The organism is Mucilaginibacter sp. A3364 (assembly GCF_059690715.1).
This window is the reverse complement of record NZ_JCAWED010000002.1, coordinates 377,816-397,004: the sequence shown is the minus strand read 5'-3', so window position 1 is coordinate 397,004 and position 19,189 is coordinate 377,816. Positions and strand designations below refer to the sequence as shown.

The 19,189-nt window shown below is 45.7% G+C and carries 20 protein-coding genes and 1 riboswitch; of the genes, 14 read left to right on the top strand and 6 right to left on the bottom strand.

What is annotated here, in order from left to right; genetic code table 11:
* Positions 1 to 2 precede the first annotated feature (2 nt).
* The 5 genes from AC59JT_RS14315 to recJ all read right to left on the bottom strand — a co-directional run bounded on the left by AC59JT_RS14315 (position 3) and on the right by recJ (position 4,936).
* Entirely contained in the window at positions 3 to 551 is a 549-nt protein-coding gene (locus tag AC59JT_RS14315) for a hypothetical protein (RefSeq protein WP_497400059.1), read from the bottom strand.
* 52 nt (positions 552 to 603) lie between these two features.
* Positions 604 to 873, bottom strand: coding sequence for a hypothetical protein (locus AC59JT_RS14310; RefSeq protein WP_497400057.1), 270 nt, complete (start codon positions 871 to 873; stop codon positions 604 to 606).
* Entirely contained in the window at positions 863 to 2,395 is a 1,533-nt protein-coding gene (locus AC59JT_RS14305) for a GH3 auxin-responsive promoter family protein (protein ID WP_497400055.1), read from the bottom strand. The genes AC59JT_RS14310 and AC59JT_RS14305 overlap by 11 nt, the downstream gene beginning before the upstream one ends.
* 15 nt (positions 2,396 to 2,410) lie before the next feature.
* Entirely contained in the window at positions 2,411 to 3,151 is a 741-nt protein-coding gene (gene lptB / locus AC59JT_RS14300; RefSeq protein WP_497400053.1) for an LPS export ABC transporter ATP-binding protein, read from the bottom strand.
* An 87-nt stretch (positions 3,152 to 3,238) separates the two neighbouring features.
* Positions 3,239 to 4,936 (bottom strand): single-stranded-DNA-specific exonuclease RecJ, encoded by a 1,698-nt coding sequence (gene recJ, locus AC59JT_RS14295; protein ID WP_497400051.1) that lies wholly within the window; start codon positions 4,934 to 4,936, stop codon positions 3,239 to 3,241.
* A 219-nt stretch (positions 4,937 to 5,155) separates the two neighbouring features.
* On the opposite strand from recJ, the gene AC59JT_RS14290 reads away from it, so the two are divergent.
* A complete protein-coding gene (locus AC59JT_RS14290) occupies positions 5,156 to 5,929 on the top strand; it encodes an MBL fold metallo-hydrolase (RefSeq protein WP_497400049.1) in 774 nt (257 codons plus the stop codon).
* A gap of 201 nt (positions 5,930 to 6,130) precedes the next feature.
* Here AC59JT_RS14290 and AC59JT_RS14285 read toward each other — a convergent pair whose 3' ends face one another.
* A complete protein-coding gene (locus tag AC59JT_RS14285) occupies positions 6,131 to 6,535 on the bottom strand; it encodes a response regulator (RefSeq protein ID WP_497400047.1) in 405 nt (134 codons plus the stop codon).
* Positions 6,536 to 6,738: 203 nt separating this feature from the next.
* Here AC59JT_RS14285 and AC59JT_RS14280 point away from each other — a divergent pair, with 203 nt between their 5' ends.
* From AC59JT_RS14280 to AC59JT_RS14220, 13 genes are all read left to right on the top strand, one after another.
* Positions 6,739 to 7,188 (top strand): MerC domain-containing protein, encoded by a 450-nt coding sequence (locus tag AC59JT_RS14280; protein ID WP_497400045.1) that lies wholly within the window; start codon positions 6,739 to 6,741, stop codon positions 7,186 to 7,188.
* Between the two features lie 62 nt (positions 7,189 to 7,250).
* Entirely contained in the window at positions 7,251 to 7,691 is a 441-nt protein-coding gene (locus AC59JT_RS14275; RefSeq protein WP_497400043.1) for a Fur family transcriptional regulator, read from the top strand.
* A 33-nt stretch (positions 7,692 to 7,724) separates the two neighbouring features.
* Positions 7,725 to 8,540: an N-acetylmuramoyl-L-alanine amidase family protein gene (locus tag AC59JT_RS14270; RefSeq protein ID WP_497400041.1), complete on the top strand. Its 816-nt coding sequence runs from the start codon at positions 7,725 to 7,727 to the stop codon at positions 8,538 to 8,540.
* A 55-nt stretch (positions 8,541 to 8,595) separates the two neighbouring features.
* Positions 8,596 to 8,660: riboswitch (Fluoride riboswitch) on the top strand.
* A gap of 45 nt (positions 8,661 to 8,705) precedes the next feature.
* Positions 8,706 to 10,052 carry a voltage-gated chloride channel family protein gene (locus AC59JT_RS14265; protein WP_497400039.1) on the top strand — a complete coding sequence of 449 codons (1,347 nt, stop codon included), beginning with the start codon at positions 8,706 to 8,708 and terminating at the stop codon, positions 10,050 to 10,052.
* Between the two features lie 4 nt (positions 10,053 to 10,056).
* The gene (gene cfa / locus AC59JT_RS14260) at positions 10,057 to 11,172 is read left to right on the top strand and encodes a cyclopropane fatty acyl phospholipid synthase (RefSeq protein ID WP_497400037.1); all 1,116 of its coding nucleotides are present in this window, start codon (positions 10,057 to 10,059) and stop codon (positions 11,170 to 11,172) included.
* Between the two features lie 122 nt (positions 11,173 to 11,294).
* Positions 11,295 to 11,678 carry a transmembrane 220 family protein gene (locus tag AC59JT_RS14255; RefSeq protein WP_497400035.1) on the top strand — a complete coding sequence of 128 codons (384 nt, stop codon included), beginning with the start codon at positions 11,295 to 11,297 and terminating at the stop codon, positions 11,676 to 11,678.
* 1 nt (position 11,679) lies between these two features.
* Complete coding sequence (locus tag AC59JT_RS14250; protein WP_497400033.1) at positions 11,680 to 12,537, top strand: EboA domain-containing protein; 858 nt, start codon at positions 11,680 to 11,682, stop codon at positions 12,535 to 12,537.
* 24 nt (positions 12,538 to 12,561) lie between these two features.
* Positions 12,562 to 13,554 (top strand): TatD family hydrolase, encoded by a 993-nt coding sequence (locus AC59JT_RS14245; RefSeq protein ID WP_497400031.1) that lies wholly within the window; start codon positions 12,562 to 12,564, stop codon positions 13,552 to 13,554.
* Positions 13,555 to 13,558: 4 nt separating this feature from the next.
* A complete protein-coding gene (gene eboC / locus AC59JT_RS14240) occupies positions 13,559 to 14,458 on the top strand; it encodes a UbiA-like protein EboC (RefSeq protein WP_497400029.1) in 900 nt (299 codons plus the stop codon).
* 302 nt (positions 14,459 to 14,760) lie between these two features.
* Positions 14,761 to 15,918 (top strand): 3-dehydroquinate synthase, encoded by a 1,158-nt coding sequence (locus AC59JT_RS14235; protein WP_497400027.1) that lies wholly within the window; start codon positions 14,761 to 14,763, stop codon positions 15,916 to 15,918.
* A gap of 3 nt (positions 15,919 to 15,921) precedes the next feature.
* Positions 15,922 to 16,305 (top strand): VOC family protein, encoded by a 384-nt coding sequence (locus tag AC59JT_RS14230; protein ID WP_497400025.1) that lies wholly within the window; start codon positions 15,922 to 15,924, stop codon positions 16,303 to 16,305.
* A gap of 26 nt (positions 16,306 to 16,331) precedes the next feature.
* On the top strand, positions 16,332 to 17,537 hold the full coding sequence (gene eboE / locus AC59JT_RS14225; protein ID WP_497400023.1) for a metabolite traffic protein EboE: 1,206 nt from the start codon (positions 16,332 to 16,334) through the stop codon (positions 17,535 to 17,537).
* Positions 17,538 to 17,552: 15 nt separating this feature from the next.
* Positions 17,553 to 18,902 (top strand): alkaline phosphatase family protein, encoded by a 1,350-nt coding sequence (locus AC59JT_RS14220; protein WP_497400021.1) that lies wholly within the window; start codon positions 17,553 to 17,555, stop codon positions 18,900 to 18,902.
* Positions 18,903 to 19,189: the final 287 nt, after the last annotated feature.

Sequence of the window (19,189 nt, the reverse complement as noted above, 5' to 3'; positions counted from 1 at the left end):
CTTTATTTTCCTTCGTACAAAGCGCTTAATATCTTATGGGCTTTTTGCCTTGATTCGTCTTTAATACAATCACCAAAAAATAGATTGGTGTAATACAAGTGCCTTACCTTTGATGGTGTAATGATCCAAAGGCTGGATGTGGTTGGATGATCAATTTGCAATGTTTCATTACATGGCGGTAGTTTTACGTCATCTTCTATTGTGAAAAGCTTCAAGTTGATTAGCTTGCCGTAAAGGGCATTACATGAACTATCGGTTGTTGCTATTTCTTTGATCGGTATTTGGAAAAGTTTTGGCGCGGTTGGATTTGGTTCCGTATAAATTGCCTTTCGCCAATGGTTGTTTTGTAATAGGTAGACTAAATAGGTTTTAGAGTAACCAAATCTTGACGGTCCGCTGCCGGAAGCAATTATTAATTGGAAATTTGTGTATACCTCATCAAAAGGATGAGTTTTGTCATCTACGTTATTCTCAAAATCGGGAATAACAACCTGGCTAAAAGCTGCAAATGATAGAATAAAAAGGAAAAATGTAAGTAATGCTTTTTTCATCTTAGATTTAGGTTACACTAAGATAAATATTTAGTCTTTAAACCCCGTTATTTTATAGGTAAGCCGTGGCAACAAAGAGACAAACAACAAAAACCGAGCTGCCTATAGCCATGCTCAAACTACTTTTTGAAGGGCGTGTAATGACGGTTAGATTCAGGACAATATGAAGTAATGCAAAGCCTGCAAAAAGAAGTTTTTCAACTACAGAACCGTTGGGTGAACCGTATGCGAAAACAATCGCGCTAATAAAAAAGAGAAAAATGAGCGTAGTAAACAAAAGCAGATTAACAACGATAGATAATATTATCGCCTTAGTTTTCATGTAGACCTACAATTTCAGTCGATTTCAAAATCGCATCCACATACTCCCGGTTATTAGCCAGGCGTGGTACTTTGTGTTGCCCGCCCAGTTTACCTTTTTCCTTCATCCAGTTAAAAAAAGTGTTTTCGGGCACGCGATGTACTATGGGGCGGCGCAGGGCCATGTCTTTAAAACGCTTGGCGTCGTAGTCGGAATTGATGCGGCGAAGGGTTTCGTCCATAATATCAACAAAACGCTCAAACTCGGCAGGTTTCTTTTCAAATTCTATGAGCCATTCGTGGGCGCCGCATTGGTCGCCGCTGAAGTAAACGGGGGCAGCGGTATAATCGCGAATGATGGCACCGGTTTGGGCGCAGGCTTCTTCGAGGGCGCGCTCGGCATTGTCAATAATTACTTCCTCGCCAAAGGCATTAATAAAATGCTTTGTACGGCCGGTAATCTGTATGCGGTATGGGGCAAGCGAGGTGAATTTAATGGTGTCACCAATTAAATAGCGCCAAAGGCCGGCATTGGTGCTTATAATTAAAGCATAGTTTTTATCCAGCTCAACCTCATCAAGCGTTAGTGTTTGCGGGTTTTCATCGTGCAGGTTTTCTAAGGGTAAAAACTCGTAGAAAACGCCGTAGTCCAGCATTAGCAACATTTCGCCTGGCTCGGTAGTATCCTGTATGCCAAAGAAGCCTTCAGATGCGTTATAATTCTCCAGGTAATACATGTTATCATCCGGAATGAGCTTTTTAAATTGCTCGCGATAAGGGGTGAAGTTTACCGCGCCGTGGAAGTACATTTCCAGGTTGGGCCACACTTCCAGCAGATTTTTTTTGCCGGTAATTTCCAGGATGCGCTTAAACAGCAGCAGGTTCCAGGTTGGTACGCCGCTTATGCTGGTTACGTTAACATCCTTGGTAGCATGGGCCATCTTTTCTATTTTCTCCTCAAAGTTTTCGAGGAGTGCAATGTCCAGGTGTGGTGTACGATGAAACTCGGCCCAAAGCGGCAGGTTTTTCATTAATACGGCCGAAAGATCGCCAAAAGAAGTATCCGGGCTTAGCTGACTGATCTGGTGACTACCACCTAGCGTCAATATTTTACCCGTAAACATCTTAGCATCGGGCCTATTATTAAAGTATATGGTAAGCAGATCTTTACCGCCTTTAAAGTGGCATTCTTCCAGTGATTCTTCACTTACCGGGATGAATTTACTCCTGTCGCTGGTAGTGCCTGATGATTTGGCGAACCAGCGGATCTCTGAAGGCCATAGGATATTTTGCTCACCTTTGAGCATGCGCTCAATGTAGGGTTTCAGCGTATCGTACGTTTGTATGGGTACGCGCTGCTTAAACTCGGTAAGACTGGTGATGCTTTTATAACCGTATTTTTTGCCCCATTCGGTGCTTTCTGCGCGACTGATCAATTGTTCAAACCATTCTTCCTGCACCTCGTTAGGGTATTTCATAAAAAGCTCTATCTGGTGGATACGCTTTTTCATGAACCAGGTAAAAACGGAGTTGAAAATTGTCATACTTAAAGCTAAGGTTTATACCGCAAAGTTTTTACGTTTTAAAACAAAGTTGGCGCCCAGGTAAACTTTACGCACCATTTCGTTTTCGGCCAATACCTCGGGCACGCCCGATTCCAGTATTTTCCCTTCGAACAATAAGTACGCGCGGTCGGTAATGGATAGTGTTTCCTGTACGTTGTGGTCGGTTATCAGGATGCCTATGTTGCGGTGTTTTAGTTTTGCAACAATGGATTGGATTTCCTCTACCGCAATCGGGTCAACCCCGGCAAAGGGCTCATCCAGCAAAATAAAATTAGGATTAGCGGCAAGGGCACGCGCTATTTCGGTACGGCGACGCTCACCACCGGAAAGCAAATCGCCACGGTTACGGCGTACTTTGTGCAGGCTAAACTCATCTATCAGCGATTCCAGTTTTTCTTCGTGTTCAGCCTTCGGAATATTGCCCATTTCCAACACCGCCTTAATGTTATCCTCAACAGAAAGTTTACGAAAAACCGAAGCTTCCTGCGCCAAATAACCAATGCCTTTTTGAGCGCGGCGATACATCGGGTCGGTAGTGATCTCTTCGTCCTCCAAAAATATCCGGCCCTCGTTAGGTTTTATCAAGCCCACGATCATGTAAAACGAAGTAGTTTTACCGGCGCCATTCGGTCCCAGCAAACCCACAATTTCGCCCTGCGATACGTTGAAAGATACATCGTTAACCACAGCGCGCTGCTTGTATTTTTTAATTAAGTTTTCTGCTCTTAAGTTCATTGTACCCCCTCTAAATCTCTCCCAAAGGGGGAGATTTGAAATAGCGTTTAAAAAAAAGCCCTCCCCCTCTGGAAGGGTTGGGAGGGGTCACACCCTTATCCCTTTTATATTTAACTGTAAAGTGCGCGTTTCGCGCCATACATTTTCTTCAATGGTATAGCAAATATCAAAAGGTACATCCTTTTGTATCTGGTTAATAAATTCGCCATGGCCAAAGGCAATGCAATTAAACAATGCCGAACCGGGCTGCATCACCGTCATTTTTAAATGGTTGGTGCCTACCAATGCAGGTGCGGCACTAACATACACATTTTTGCTGATGAACACCGGCGACATATTGCCCGGCCCGAAAGGCGCTATTTGGTTCAGTATCCTGAAAAATTTAGCATCTATCTGCTCTAAACGTATTTCGGCGTCAATTTGTATTTGCTGGGTTAACTGTTCTTCGGTAATGCTGGCACTAACCACTTCCTCAAACTTCAGCTTAAAAGCCTCTACGTTTTCGGGATGCATAGTTAAACCAGCCGCATATTTATGCCCTCCAAATTGAATAAGCAGATCGCTGCAGCCACATAAGGCCTCATACAGATCATACCCCAAAACCGAGCGCGCCGACCCGGCCACGTGACCGTTGGATTGTGTAAGCACCACCGTAGGGCGATAATATTTTTCTGTTAATCGCGAAGCGACAATGCCTATCACGCCCTTGTGCCAGCCCTCGTTAAATACAACGGTTGATTTGCGGGCGATCAAAATATCATCGTTATCAATTAATGCTAAAGCTTCGTCAGTTATTTGCAGATCGTGGCTTTTGCGCTCTACATTTTTTAAGTTGATGAGTTCGCCTTTTTCCTGGGCTTCGGCTTCGTTGCATGAGATGAGTAGTTCAACCGCATGCTTGGCGTCATCAATACGGCCTGCGGCATTAATGCGTGGGCCCAGCAGGAAAACAATATCGCTAATAGTATAGGTGATAGTTTTTCCGGCTACACCCATTAGGGTTTTTAAGCCTGTGCATGGGTTATTATTTAATTTTTGTAGACCGAAGTAGGCCAGCGTGCGGTTCTCACCAACTATGGGTACAATATCGCATGCAATACTTACGGCTACCAGGTCGTAATAACGGCTTACTTCTTCAAAAGGTATGTCGTGGGTTTCGGCATAGGCCTGGGCCAGTTTAAAGCCAATGCCACAGCCGGGGAGTTCTTTAAAAGGATATCCGCAGTCGGCGCGTTTTGGGTCGAGCACGGCTACAGCTTCGGGTAGTTCATCCCCGGGCGTGTGGTGATCGCAAATGATAAAATTAACACCAAGCTCATTGGCATAGGCAATTTTATCAACCGACTTGATGCCGCAATCCAGCGCTATAATTAAGGTAAATCCATTCGCGGCAGCATAATCAATACCCTGGGTTGATATACCGTAGCCTTCTTTATACCTGTCGGGAATATAATAATCAATATTACGGTGGATCTTACTGAAAAAGCTATAAACCAGGGCTACAGAAGTGGTGCCATCCACATCGTAATCGCCATAGATCATTATTTTTTCGTTTTTTGCTAACGCGATATCGATACGGGCGATGGCTTTTTCCATATCGGCCATCAGGAAGGGATCATGCAGGTGGCGCTCATCGGGTCGGAAGAAGTATTTAGCTTCTTCAAAGTTGCTTATCCCTCTCTGTATGAGCAGCGTACTCAGTACCGGATCAATGTTTAACGTTCCAGATAAGTTGTTTACCTCCTCAATTGCCGGAATTTCCCTTATCGCCCACCGTTTATTCATTATCTTTGTTGCTTAAAACAGTAAAGATACTTTTGGATGTGCAGATGTGCAAATGTGCGGATGTGCAGATTTTTTGAACGGGTTAAGGTGTAAATAGCCAAATGTGCAGATAGTGAAAGAGTTGCAAACTGTTTTTTATAATTAACGTTTATTTAATATTACAATACATTAAATCATCATCTGCACATTTGCATATCCGCACATCTGCATATCCACACCATGAAAATATTCCCCCTGGGCGAAGGCTCTTACTCGGTAGATTCCACAAAAAAGTTTATTCCTTTTGATCCGCAGATCCATAATTTTCGCGACAGGCCGGGTTCGTTATTTATCCACGTAAATCCGTTTTTGGTGAAAACGGCTACCGATCTGATCTTATTTGATACCGGCCTTGGCTATAAAAATGAGCAGGGCGAACTGATCATCCAACAACATATCCGCAACGCGGGTTTTGATCCGGAGGATGTTACTTTGGTCTTAATGTCGCACTTGCATTATGACCACTCGGGAGGTTTAGTAGTTGAGCGCGATGGTAAATTTGAACCCGCATTCCCCGCTGCCGAACACGTGATACAGCGCGACGAATGGGAAACAGCTTACAGCGGCAAATCATCGTCATACCATACCGATATATTCGACGTGCTGCAACGCTCGGCCAACATCACTTTTGTAGAAGGCAGCGGCGAGTTTAAACCAGGTATCCGTTACGAACTTTCAGGTGGACATAGCCAGTTTCACCAGGTATTTTGGATAGAAGATGGCGCGGACAAATGCTTTTTCGGCGGTGATGAACTGCCCGAACCGGAGCAACTGATCCGCCGCTTTGTAGCTAAGTATGATTATGACGGCCGCAAAGCCATGCAATTGCGCGACGACTACGGCAAAATAGCTGCCGAAGAAGGGTGGACATGCTTGTTCTATCACGCCAAATCATCGCCGGTAGGCACCATAAGTTATAATGATGATCATTTTTTGATAACGCCGGTTAAATAATGTTACACGAGGCTCCTAACGTAGCCTAAAGCCTGATTGGTCTCGATGCTATAAACACGATGCTCCTACAGAGTGTTATCATTGGTAAAGTTATCGTGCTCAACAAATTATCTAAACGCAAAAGGCTCCGTTAGGAGCCTCGTGTTTATAGGAATAATTTAAACATGAAAAGACTCCGTAGGAGTCTCGTATCCGCAAAGTTTATTGCGCGCTAAACATCTCTTTGATCTTTTCTACGCTTAATGGTTTTGATATAAAATTCTTTACCAGCGGGTAAGAGCGCGCTTTGTTAATATCGTTGCTGAACACCGATGACGAGATGATAAATATCTTGCTTTTGCCTTGTGGGTCGATATTAAGGCGTTTGTATTCTTCTAAAAACTCCCAACCGTTCATAATGGGCATATTAATGTCCAATAAAATAAAATCGGGTAGTTGATTAGGATCTTGTATAGCAGCTAATTCGTCAATAGCAAACTTCCCGTTTAAACATGCTGATATCTGCGTGTTTTCGATCGCTTTCTTTATTAACTTAATGGATATGAAATTGTTAATCTCATCATCATCAACCAATAAAATGCTTACAGGTTTGCCGGTGGTACTCATATGTCAGGTTTATACGTAGATGTAAATTAAAAGGTTATACTCCTATTGGTTGTAAATGTAAAAATTTTACACAAAGCAATCGATTATCGGTATAACAATAATACGCAAATTTTGCTTCAGTTTTTTATAGTGCACATTGTCAGTATAATATAATTTATAAAAATATAATGCAATAAAGTTGCATTAAACCCTATATTTGCGCTGTGAAAAATCCAAGGCACTTAAAACGCTTAGATACTTTAGGAATGACGGCGTCAACATTATGCGCTGTGCATTGTGCTGTGGTGCCTTTGCTTTTAACTTTTGTGCCCTTGCTGGGGGTAGGTTTTTTGGCCAACCCGGTGTTTGAGTGGGGGATGATCATACTGGCAATTTTACTGGGCGTATCATCTATATTTTTAGCTTACCTGCGTACACACCGCAAGCCTTTGCCTTTATTAATGCTGTTGGCCGGCTTTGCGGCCATTATATTGGGGCATATATTTTTAAAAGGATGGGTTGAAGCTATTGTAGTACCACTGGGTGGTTTAACTATCGCGGCAGCTCACTTTATTAATTTTAAGTATGTGGATGCCTGCAGTACTACCACGCACTTTTTCCACTTTAAGCACGGCCGGCACGAAAAACATAATCACGCTGCAAAAAGACTATAATTTTTCGTTCAGCGTTAAATTGTTAGTAATTTTGTGGGTGGTAATTTTACCTCCTGTTCATTATGGCACACGATCATACGCAACATTTTGAAAGCTTATTAAAAAAGCATCAGCTTAAACGCACCGAGCCAAGGCTGCGGGTTTTAGCAATGTTATCTAAAAAAAAGGTAGCCACATCGCAACCCGACCTGGAGAGTGTGATCAATGATGTTGACCGTGTTACGCTTTATCGCATCCTAAGCGCCTTTGAAGAGAAAGGCATCATCCATAAAGTATTTGACCTTAACGGCACGGCCAACTATGCCCTTTGCTCTTCAGACTGTGACGAACACGATCACCGCGACGAGCACCTGCATTTTAACTGCACCGTATGCAACAACGTGTATTGCCTGGACGATCATGATTTCCCTAAAATAACTTTGCCCGAAGGTTTTCAACTGCAAAGCTTTGATTTTACCGCTAAAGGTGTGTGCCCAAAATGTGCCGCCACCAACGCAAACTAAACCACGGCAAAATTTATTAGTCTATCCGCTTAAATGAATTATACCACAACTTTTATAAAAACATATATCCTGAGCGGCGCGATGCTGCTGTCGTTTGTCCTTTTCAGTTCGTTTACAGCTGCGCAGGATAGCTCCTCCAAATCAACTTTTAAATTTAAAACGGTAGTTATTGATCCCGGCCATGGTGGTAAAGACCCCGGCGCGCATGGCGCCCACGCGTTGGAGAAAACCGTAGCCCTTTCCATCGGCAAAAAGCTGCGCACGGCCCTGCAGGCACAAATGCCCGAACTGGAAGTGATCATGACCCGCTCTGATGATACTTTTATCCCCCTTAACCGTAGGTCAGAAATTGCTAACCAGCATAAGGGTAACCTGTTTATATCTATCCACTGCAATTCATCGCCCGAGAAACCGGGGCGCCGTAAAGGTGTAATGCTGCTTGTTTATGGTTTTCACCGCGTGGCGGAACAATTAGAGGCCATCCGCGAGAACGCTTCCATCTACCAGGAGAAAGATTACAAAAAAACTTACGAATCGTATGATTCAGACAACCCTGTCAACCGCATCCTGCTAAACGCTTACATGCAAAAGTACCGCAAGCAAAGCATCCTGTTTGGCGATCTGTTGAACAAGGAGTTTAAAGGCGATGGCCGCGAAAGCATCGGCGTAAAAGAGCAGGGACTGCTGGTACTGGCTCATAGCGCCATGCCTGCTGTGTTGGTAGAAACAGGCTTCATCAATAATCCATCCGAAGAAGATTATCTTGCCTCAGACGCCGGCCAGGATGAAATAGTAGCCGGTATAGTTCGCTCCGTAAAAAACTTTAAAAGCGAAACCTCGGTTAAATGATTTCGAATTTCGAATGTTCAATTTCGGATTTGTTAAAATCTATTTCTATCTTCGATTCAGTAACGGAAATGGTGTCTTCCGATTTAACCGCCCTAAAAAGCTGATGGCGCCTGCAAACTAATTAACCCATGGCCTTGCCGTGTTTTATTTTTTGTAGGTACCGTTATGAACCAAAAAATTGCAATCCCTTCTCTAACTGACATTAAACAATACCTGTACCTGCTGCTGGTAACCATTGTGGTTGCTATTGCTGTGGGCGGCATCGTCGCGCTGTTTTTGTGGCTGCTTAACTGGGCCATACATTTCAGGTTCGCGCATCCCTGGTTGCTTTACCTTTTGCCCCTGGCAGGGATTGGCATTTACTTTACTTATAGGCATTACGGCAAAAACACAGATAAGGGCAATAACCTGATTATGGACGAGATCCATTTGCCCGGCGGTGGCGTTCCTAAACGTATGGCTCCGCTTATTTTGGCGGCTACGGTGTTCACGCATTTGTTTGGTGGTTCCGCGGGGCGCGAGGGTACGGCCGTGCAAATTGGCGGTAGCGTCGCGCAATGGCTGGGTGGCTTGTTTAAGCTGGATCAGGATCATATCCGCATCGTCCTCACCACAGGTATAGCCGCCGGTTTCGGTGCTGTATTCGGTACCCCATGGGCTGGTGCCATATTTGCCATGGAAGTATTAACTCTCAGCAAAGTAAAATACAACGCGCTCATCCCATGCCTGCTGGCTGGTTTTGCGGGCGATGCCACGGTTGCTGCGCTGCAAGTGCATCATACCCATTACCAGATCTATACCATATTAACCGGGCCGCATCTGGGGCCGGTTGGTATTCCTACTAATGTTTGGCTTATTCTTAAAGTAATTATAGCTGCCGCGTCCTTCGGTTTATGCAGTTGGCTTTTCGCGTTTTTGGCGCATGGCGTGAAAGATACGTTCAACAAATTTATCAGTATTAAATGGCTGATACCTGTTATCGGCGGTGTTCTGATCATCGCGCTAGCTTTTATAAACGGCAAGCCCGATTATTTAAGTTTAGGTGTAGATGCAGAATATCCCGGGGCCGTCACTATTCCTTCGGCCTTAAACCCCGGCGGTGCCGATACCTGGAGCTGGCTTTGGAAAACTATTTACACCGTGATCACACTGGGCACCGGTTTTAAAGGCGGCGAAGTAACTCCGCTGTTTTATATAGGCGCCACCCTGGGCAATACTTTGTCGGTTTTGATGAATGCGCCGGTAGGTTTGTTTGCCGCCCTGGGTTTTGTAGCGGTGTTTGCGGGCGCTACCAAAACGCCTTTGGCTTGCGCTATTATGGGTGCCGAGTTATTCGGGAGTGAGTACCTACTGCTTTTTGCGCTGGCATGTTTTGTGGCTTACCTGTTTAGCGGGCATACGGGCATTTACAGCGCGCAGCGATTTCATGATGACGAATTTTTTGGCGATGATTTGCAGCCGCATGTGCAACAAAAAGGATATATTTCCCGAAAATTAAGAAAGTACATATAATACTATGGGTTCGTCAAAGCAAATTATTACCGACATGTTTGAAACCGGGGACATCACCATAAACGGCGATAAACCCTGGGACATACAAGTACACAACCCTAAATTATATGACAGACTGCTGAGCGGCGGCTCACTAGGCTTTGGCGAAGCCTACATGGAGGGCTGGTGGGATTGCGAAGCTTTAGACGAATTTTTCTTCCGTGTACAATTTCATCGCGTAGATAAAAAGCTACCTAAGGATTGGAATACCATAAAATACGCGTTAAAGGCCAAATTCTTCAACATGCAAACCAAAAGCCGCTCGAAAGAAGTGGTGCGCAGGCATTATGACCTGGGTAATGATCATTACGAAAAAGTGCTCGACCCCTGGATGCAATACTCCTGTGGCTACTGGGAAAATGCCAATACGTTAGAAGAAGCCCAGGCGGCCAAGCTTGACCTGGCCTGCCGCAAGCTAAAGCTTGAACCGGGCATGCGTGTATTGGAACTGGGCTGCGGCTGGGGCGGCTTCGCCAAATTTGCTGCCGAGCGTTATGGTGTTACTGTGGTAGGCGTAACCATATCAGAAGAACAGGCCGTTTACGCCCGCGAAATGTGCAAAGGTTTGCCGGTGGAGATCCGCATTAGTGATTACCGTGATGTGAACGAGAAATTTGATCGTGTGGTAACCATTGCCATGATGGAGCACATAGGCTATCGTAACTATCGTTCACTAATGGAAGTTGCGGCGCGTTGCCTGATTGACGAAGGCATATTTTTACTGCATACCATAGGCGGCAACTATTCTACCAAAATAACCGACCCATGGATAGATAAGTATATTTTCCCTAACGGGATGCTGCCATCAGCCGCGCAAATTTCAACCGCGTCGCAAGGCCTGTTTATATTGGAAGACTGGCACAACTTCGGTACCGATTATTATCGTACCTGTATGGAGTGGCTCAAAAACTTTAAAGACACCTGGACAGGTACCGACCCTAAATACGACCGTACCTTTTACCGCATTTGGGAATATTATTTAAGTGCCAGCGCGGCTTCGTTCCGTTCGCGTAAAAACCATTTGTGGCAAATTGTTTATACCAAACCAACCAGCATACAAAAGTATACGGCTGTTAGGTAGCACGTGTAAACGCTTTTTTACAGAAACCTTACATTAAAATATGATACTTATCACGCAGGAAAGTAATTTTACCGCGTATAAACCCGTCCCAATTTTATAATCTTGCATAAACTATAACGGTCATGATAGTCTTCATCATTATTAATATCATTTTTTGCCTGTCGTTTTTGGTATTCGCTTACCTTAATTTTAACGATATCGACTGGTATTTATGGGTGCCAATTTACGTGGCGGTAGCTGTTTGCTGCGGTTTGGCGGCGTATGGCATGTATTACCCTAACGTGTACTTGGGTTTAACTGCCTTTTACCTGATCTATGCTATTAAACTTTATTTTGAGAAAGACGGCGTGCGCGATTGGATCATCAAATACAAACGCCCAAGCCTGGTAGAAACCATGCAGGCCGAAAAACCATTTATTGAAATTACCCGCGAGTTTTTTGGCTTACTCATTATATCCGGAGCCTTGATCATCGATTATTTTGTGGTAACAAACATTGGCGCATAATATGTTCAACTATAATCACGAAGCGTTAACGGATGTCATAAAAAAAATACTGCAGGCCAACCTGGCACCCGATGCCCTGGCCTGGCTGGAAGAAAAGCGCGCTTTGAATACTGCCTTCGTTTTAGCGCCACGCAGAATTGGTAAAGCCGTTGTTACTGTAAGCGATGAAGAAGTGAAGCAGATAGATGCTATTATCCCCGGTTTTAGCGTACAAGGCTGGACGGCCGATCATTTAGGCCGGGTATGGTTACTGCTCAATGTTGATTCGAGCGATGAGAAAGAATACTTCCGCATTATTGAAAATCTGTTTTTAGCCGCGGAGATGGGCGAATTGGTGGCCTTGTATTCATCGTTACCATTACTGGCACATCCCGATAGCTGGATAAAACGTTGCTCGGAAGGTATCCGCAGTAATATAGCCAACGTGCTGGAGGCTATTATGTACCAAAACCCTTACCCTGCCCAAAAACTGGACCAGGGTGCCTGGAACCAGTTGGTGCTGAAAGCGTTTTTCACCGATAAACAAATAGGTAAAATTACCGGTCTGGATGAACGCGCCAATAAAGACCTGGCTTATATTTTAAGCGATTACGCGCACGAACGCTGGGCCGCAAAACGTGAGGTTAACCCTAATTTATGGCGGCTGGTAGGTCCGTTTATTGATGATAAATTGTTGGGCGATATTGAGCGTGTTTTTTCTACAGGTTTGCCGGTAGAAAAAAAGGCCGCCGCGCTGGCTGTATCAGTATCAAACTATCCGCCGGCTCAAAGTTTACTAAATAACTATCCCGACCTTAAACAGGCCGTTGAAAATAAAACATTAACCTGGGATAGCCTGGCGCTTGAGCAGCAGGCATAGTTCCGTTGATAAATACTGAAAGATATGTGTTGTACCCATTCGTTTGAAGACAGAATCCCCGAGCAAAGAGAACCACAGGTTCCCGTTGACCTGAGTGGCATAAAAGGCATGAAGTTTTTTGATCCGCATGTGCACATGACGTCGCGCACTACGGACGATTACCAGGCCATGGCCGATGCCGGTGTTGTAGCGTTGATTGAACCTGCCTTTTGGCTGGGTCAGCCGCGTACCGGTATTGATACTTTTCGCGATTATTATAGCAGCTTAATAGGCTGGGAACGCTTCCGTTCCTCGCAATTCGGCATTAAGCATTATTGCACCATCGGCTTAAACTCCCGCGAAGCAAACAACGAGGCTTTAGCCGAGCAGGTAATGGAAATATTGCCCCTGTTTGTTTACAAAGAAGGCGTAGTAGGCATTGGCGAAATTGGTTTTGACGACCAAACCGCCGCCGAAGAAAAATACTATCGCGCACAGCTTGAACTGGCTAAAGAAGCCGGCCTACCAATACAGATCCATACCCCGCACCGCGATAAAAAAGGCGGTACTACCCGCAGTATGGATATTGCTTTGGAGCATGGTATCGACCCTTACAAAGTTATCATCGATCATAACAACGAAGAGACGGTAAAAGAGGTGCTAGACCGTGGCTTCTGGGCGGCGTTTACTATCTATCCGTTCACCAAAATGGGTAACGAGCGCATGGTTGACATAGCTAAGCAATATGGTTCAGAACGTATTATGGTAAACTCGGCTGCCGACTGGGGTATCAGCGACCCGCTGGCCGTACCAAAAACAGCCGCACTAATGAAGCTACGCGGTATAAGCGATGCCGATATCGAACTGATCACTTACCGTAACGCCATCACGGCCTTCGCGCAAAGCGGACAAATTAACGAGGCCGATTTTACCAACGTAGCCGGCGGCATTGATCAAAGCCAGAAATTTGAAGGTAATACCATTTTGCGTGGAGGGCAGCAGCCACGCGTTGATAAATCATCCATCATAATAAGCTAAAAAATTGGCATCAAAAGCAATACACTATCTACGCATGATGCGCCCGGCCAATATCGTAACCTCGGTTGCCGATGTGCTGGCAGGCGTGGCCATTTCGGGCTACTTTACTAATCTCACGTTTTCGGCCAATAGCCTTTACCCGGTGGCACTATTGTGCCTATCTACCATGGGCCTTTACGGCGGCGGCATTGTTTTTAACGATGTTTTTGATGCCGAACTAGACAAGGTAGAAAGGCCCGAAAGAGCTATCCCCCAAGGAATCGTCACCGTTAAACAGGCAAGCCTGTTAGGCGCGTTTTTATTATTGTGGGGGATAGGCTTTGGTTATGCGCATAGCCCGCAATCAGGTTTAATAGCGGTGCTGATATCGTTTTTGGCGCTGTTATATAATAAGGTAAGTAAGAATTTTAAGTTCGCCGGTCCGTTAAATATGGGTCTGTGTCGCGGCTTTAATTTAATATTGGGTATTAGTATTATAACCACCGCCATTCCGCAATGGTATGCTGTCGCTATTTTGCCTATCATTTACATTTTTTCCATCACCATGATAAGCCAGGGCGAAGTGCACGGCGGCAACAAGCGAAACCTGTACATTGGTGGCTTTATGTACATGATGGTTGCTTCGGGCATTAATATCCTTTCGCAACATTTTAGCCACGGTAAGGTTATTACAACCTACTTTTTTGTCGTGCCGTTTTTGGTGATGATATTGAAGCCGCTGGGTAAAGCTATTAACGACCCTACTGGCCCTAATATTGGTAAAGCTGTTAAAGCAGGTGTTATATCATTAATATTAATGGATGCAGCGCTTGCCGCGGCTTTTGGGGCTATTGTACCTGCGTTGTGTATCGCTTGTTTGTTGCCCATATCGCTTCGCTTTGCTAAGGTGTTTGCGGTAACGTAGCAAGATGGTTATACGTGGCTCCTATGGAGCCTGTTTTTCGTATTGAATTTCTATAAACACGTGGCTCCTAACGGAGCCATTTTATTTCATTGATGCCGGTCGAAAAATTGTGCAGTTTTAACCGATTGACAAGTAGCTCCGTTAGGAGCTTCGTGTTTATAGCAAATTGGCAAAACAACTTGGGCTCCGTAGGTGCCTCGTCTAACTCGCTGCAATTAATCGCCAGTCCGCGCTCATATTTTCGTCAAATTTTGGTTATAAATGGGATATTCAGCAGATGTTTTGGATATTCGCTAACAGATATGGAATATTTACAGCAGGCGTTTAGTGTGAAGTTTGAATACAAGGTTTTTTTTACCTCGGGCCTTTTTGATCTGACCAATACCTCATTCAATGATTTTTTATTGGCCGATAGCACATCAGCATCGGTAAAAAAAATATTATTCGTAGCCGATCAGGACGTATGGAACGCCCGTCCCGAACTGGCCGATAAAATACGTCGTTACTTTTCTATCCATAAAGCTGCCCAATTAATAACCGATGTAATACTGGTTCCGGGTGGCGAACAGGTTAAAAATACATCGGCTTACTTTGACAAATTATTAGAAGCCATCAACGCGCACGGAATAGACAGGCACTCGTATGTAGCAGCCATTGGCGGTGGCTCGGTGCTGGATATGACCGGTTATGCAGCCGCTGTGGCGCATCGTGGTGTTAAACACATTCGCATACCTACTACCGTTTTGGCGCAAAATGATTCGGGCGTAGGAGTGAAGAACAGCATCAACTTTTTCGGTAAAAAGAATTTCCTGGGCACTTTCGCGCCACCATCGGCCGTGTTTAATGACGACCAGTTTTTGCTGACGCTATCAGACCGTGATTACCGCTCAGGTATTGCCGAAGCCATCAAGGTATCACTGATAAAGGATCCTGTATTTTTTGAATGGCTGGAAAATAATGCCGCGGCCCTAACTGCCCGCGACATGTCCGCCATGAAATACCTTATTAAACGCTGTGCCGAACTGCATTTAAACCACATTGCCAGCCTTGATCCGTTTGAGAAAGGCTCATCTCGCCCTTTGGATTTCGGTCATTGGAGTGCTCATAAACTGGAACAGCTAACCAACTTTAAAGTACTGCACGGCGAGGCCGTTGCCATGGGCATAGCACTGGATACGGTGTATTCAAACCTGTCGGGAAGGTTGACTGATGTAGATACCCAACGTGTTATCAATTTGATAAAAAAGGTAGGTTTCGAAATAACACACCCGTTACTAGACGTATCTGCCGACGACAGCCCTATACTACGCGGCCTGAACGAGTTCAGGGAGCACCTGGGCGGCGAGCTGACTATTATGCTATTAAACCGCATTGGCGTTGGCGAAGAGGTGCACGAAATAGATACCGATATACTAAAGCAAGCCGGCGAGGTATTAAAAAACGAACACACCGCGGCCTAAAACATGAACCTGAATGTAAACCTGGATAGCATCATACTGTACGTTGGCGATGTAGAAAAGCTAAAAACATTCTACGTTGATACTTTTGGACTGGGGGTTATTGAAGAAATTGAGGGTGAATGGGTGCTGCTTAATGCCGGCAATAGCAATATTGGCTTGCACAAAGCCGGGTCTCATTTTTGGGATGAGAGCAAAGCCGCTTTCAGGGCCAACAGCAATGCCAAAATAGTGTTCGAAACAGAAGATGACATTGCCCGGGTACGTGAGCAACTCATCGCGCAAAACGTAAGTATGCGCGAGATAAAAACTTTCGAAGGTTATAACTTCTGGCTTTGCGATGGTGAGGACACGGAAGGAAATGTCTTCCAGATAAAACAACAAAAATAACAGCCTGCGAGGCGATAAGATATACTATGTTAACAGCATTTGGCCATTTAAGTTATTGTACAAATATTCACCCCGGCGAAAGCTGGTCGGCGCACTTTGAGGCATTGCGGAAAAACTTTCCGGGTATAAAGCAGCAGGTTTCGCCTGATGCGCCTATGGGTATTGGTTTGCGTTTATCTAATGTGGCCAGTCTGGAAATTCAGCAGGGTGATAACGTTGCTCAGTTTTTGCAATGGTTGCGCGAGAATGATGCTTACGTATTTACTATGAACGGTTTCCCTTACGGCGAGTTTCACCACACCGCGGTAAAAGACCAGGTACACGCCCCTGACTGGACGACAGAATTACGCGTGGATTACACCACCCGCTTATTCCACATCCTGGCAGGCTTGTTACCTGATGGAATGGAAGGCGGCATATCAACCTCGCCGCTAAGCTACCGCCACTGGCACAAACCGGGCAGCGACTTGCAAAAAGCCACTGCCACCGCCACCAACAACATTTTACGCGTAGCCGCGGAGCTGATCCGCCTGCGTAAAGCTACCGGCGTTTACATGCACCTTGACCTGGAACCCGAACCTGACGGCATTCTGGAAACCGGTGATGAATTTATGGCCTGGTACCAGGGCTTTTTACTTCCGCAAGGTCGTGAATTGATTGCCTCACAATTCAACGTTTCTGCAGATGAGGCTGAGCAGCTGATCAAAGACCATATCTGCCTTTGCTACGACGTTTGTCACTTCGCCATAGGCTATGAGCCGCATGCTGAGGTTTTGGAAAAATTAGAGCAGCAAGGCATTAAGGTTGGCAAGATCCAGATCAGCGCCGCGTTAAAAGCCTTGTTACCCGCCGAGCTTAGTGAGCGCGAGCCAATCATAAATGCCTTCGGGGAGTTTAATGAGGATACCTACCTGCACCAGGTGGTGGCCCGTAATACCAACGGCACCCTCACCCGCTACCCTGATCTTCCAGAAGCGCTGGCTGATACCCGAAACGTACAAGCCGAGGAATGGCGCGCCCACTTCCACGTGCCGATTTTTACGGAAGCGCTTGGCCACCTGCAATCAACCCAAAGTGATATTGTGACGCTGTTGGGATTGCATAAAAGCAAACCCTTTACCAATCATCTTGAGGTGGAAACCTACACCTGGACGGTACTGCCCGATGGGCAAAAATTACCACTCAACAATTCCATAATCCGCGAATTGAATTGGGTGAAAAACCAACTATAAAATTAAATTTACGCTATGAAAAAAACGGTTGTTATTGACGTTGTCGGGCTATCCAAATCGGTAATTGGCGAACATACGCCGTTTTTGCAAAAATATATTGCCGGGCGAAATCTTACTACCATTGAACCCGTGCTGCCTGCGGTTACTACATCGGTACAATCAACTTACCTTACCGGTAAATGGCCGGCAGATAACGGCATTGTGGGCAACGGCTGGTACGACAGAGTGGACTCAGAAGTTAAGTTCTGGAAACAATCTAATAAACTGGTAATAGGCGATAAAATTTGGGACAAGGCCAAAGCTGCCGACCCTGCCTTTACCAGCGCCAATATGTTTTGGTGGTACAATATGTACAGCACAGCCGACTACAGCGTAACGCCGCGCCCGCAGTACCTGGCCGATGGCCGCAAAATGCCTGATTGCTACTCGCAGCCGGCCGAACTGCGTGATGTGCTGCAGGATAAGCTGGGCCAGTTCCCGCTGTTCCAGTTTTGGGGGCCGGGGGCGAACATTAAGTCAACGCAATGGATAGCGGATGCCTCCATGCTGAACGACGACCTGCATAACCCAACGCTTACCACCATTTACCTGCCGCATCTTGATTACTGCTTACAGAAATTCGGTCCCGATTTTTCTAAGATAGGTAAAGAGCTGGCGGAGATCGACAGCGTGATTGAGCAACTGGTAACTTTTTACGAGAAGAAGAATGCCGAGATCATCATCCTATCAGAATACGGCATTGCGCCCGTGAGTAATCCTATACATTTAAACCGCCTGCTGCGCCAGGCAGGCTTGCTGGCCGTACGCGTTGAACGCGGACTAGAACTACTTGACGCGGGCGCATCCAAAGCCTTCGCGGTGGCCGACCACCAGATCGCCCATATCTATATCAACGACCCATCGGTTACCGAACAGGTTACGGCAATTTTGAAGGGCATTAAAGGCATCGAACTCATCCTCGACCGCAAGGCACAAAAACAACACCATATCGACCACGAACGCGCGGGCGACATCGTGGTGGTGGCCGATGAAGCCAGCTGGTTTACCTACTACTTCTGGCTTGACGACGCGGTTGCCCCCGACTACGCCCGCTGCGTGGACATACACAAAAAGCCGGGTTATGACCCCGTGGAGATGTTCATGACCAGCAAAGCCCGCGCGGCCTATAAACTGGCCCGCAAACTGGCAGGCTTCCGTTATGTTATGGATGTGATACCGTTGGACGCCACACTCATCAAAGGCTCGCATGGCCGCACTAATATTCCGGCTACTTATAAGGCGGTTTTGATAACTGATGAGGCGCATGAGAATGTACAGCCTACCGACGTTTTCAATATTATTTGGGATGCGCTTAACAAAGCCTAAAGCACCCTTTAAAAAAGGGCGCAGTGTAGCGCCGTATGCGTAGCACGCTACAGGGCTACACCTGGTGTAGCTATGCTACAGTACTTGTTATCAGATACTTGATTTTTATGGTGGCGGTGTTTTGTCAGTATCACTGCGCTACAGGTAATTCGTATAATCCTTCCGCTCGTGAAGGGCCTAAGGGAGTGGGCTTGGGCACAAGTCAGGCCATTACGTGCGCATCTCGCGCGCTAAGACTTGCGCCAGTCATCTGGAGGGCGTCGAAAGCGATTCGAAGGACACACCCC

Coding starts and splice junctions, on each gene's coding strand:
- AC59JT_RS14315 (WP_497400059.1), bottom strand. CDS start 551: ATGAAAAAAGCATTACTTACATTTTTCCTTTTTATTCTATCATTTGCA.
- AC59JT_RS14310 (WP_497400057.1), bottom strand. CDS start 873: ATGAAAACTAAGGCGATAATATTATCTATCGTTGTTAATCTGCTTTTG.
- AC59JT_RS14305 (WP_497400055.1), bottom strand. CDS start 2,395: ATGACAATTTTCAACTCCGTTTTTACCTGGTTCATGAAAAAGCGTATC.
- lptB (WP_497400053.1), bottom strand. CDS start 3,151: ATGAACTTAAGAGCAGAAAACTTAATTAAAAAATACAAGCAGCGCGCT.
- recJ (WP_497400051.1), bottom strand. CDS start 4,936: ATGAATAAACGGTGGGCGATAAGGGAAATTCCGGCAATTGAGGAGGTA.
- AC59JT_RS14290 (WP_497400049.1), top strand. CDS start 5,156: ATGAAAATATTCCCCCTGGGCGAAGGCTCTTACTCGGTAGATTCCACA.
- AC59JT_RS14285 (WP_497400047.1), bottom strand. CDS start 6,535: ATGAGTACCACCGGCAAACCTGTAAGCATTTTATTGGTTGATGATGAT.
- AC59JT_RS14275 (WP_497400043.1), top strand. CDS start 7,251: ATGGCACACGATCATACGCAACATTTTGAAAGCTTATTAAAAAAGCAT.
- AC59JT_RS14270 (WP_497400041.1), top strand. CDS start 7,725: ATGAATTATACCACAACTTTTATAAAAACATATATCCTGAGCGGCGCG.
- AC59JT_RS14265 (WP_497400039.1), top strand. CDS start 8,706: ATGAACCAAAAAATTGCAATCCCTTCTCTAACTGACATTAAACAATAC.
- cfa (WP_497400037.1), top strand. CDS start 10,057: ATGGGTTCGTCAAAGCAAATTATTACCGACATGTTTGAAACCGGGGAC.
- AC59JT_RS14255 (WP_497400035.1), top strand. CDS start 11,295: ATGATAGTCTTCATCATTATTAATATCATTTTTTGCCTGTCGTTTTTG.
- AC59JT_RS14250 (WP_497400033.1), top strand. CDS start 11,680: ATGTTCAACTATAATCACGAAGCGTTAACGGATGTCATAAAAAAAATA.
- AC59JT_RS14245 (WP_497400031.1), top strand. CDS start 12,562: ATGTGTTGTACCCATTCGTTTGAAGACAGAATCCCCGAGCAAAGAGAA.
- AC59JT_RS14235 (WP_497400027.1), top strand. CDS start 14,761: ATGGAATATTTACAGCAGGCGTTTAGTGTGAAGTTTGAATACAAGGTT.
- AC59JT_RS14230 (WP_497400025.1), top strand. CDS start 15,922: ATGAACCTGAATGTAAACCTGGATAGCATCATACTGTACGTTGGCGAT.
- eboE (WP_497400023.1), top strand. CDS start 16,332: ATGTTAACAGCATTTGGCCATTTAAGTTATTGTACAAATATTCACCCC.
- AC59JT_RS14220 (WP_497400021.1), top strand. CDS start 17,553: ATGAAAAAAACGGTTGTTATTGACGTTGTCGGGCTATCCAAATCGGTA.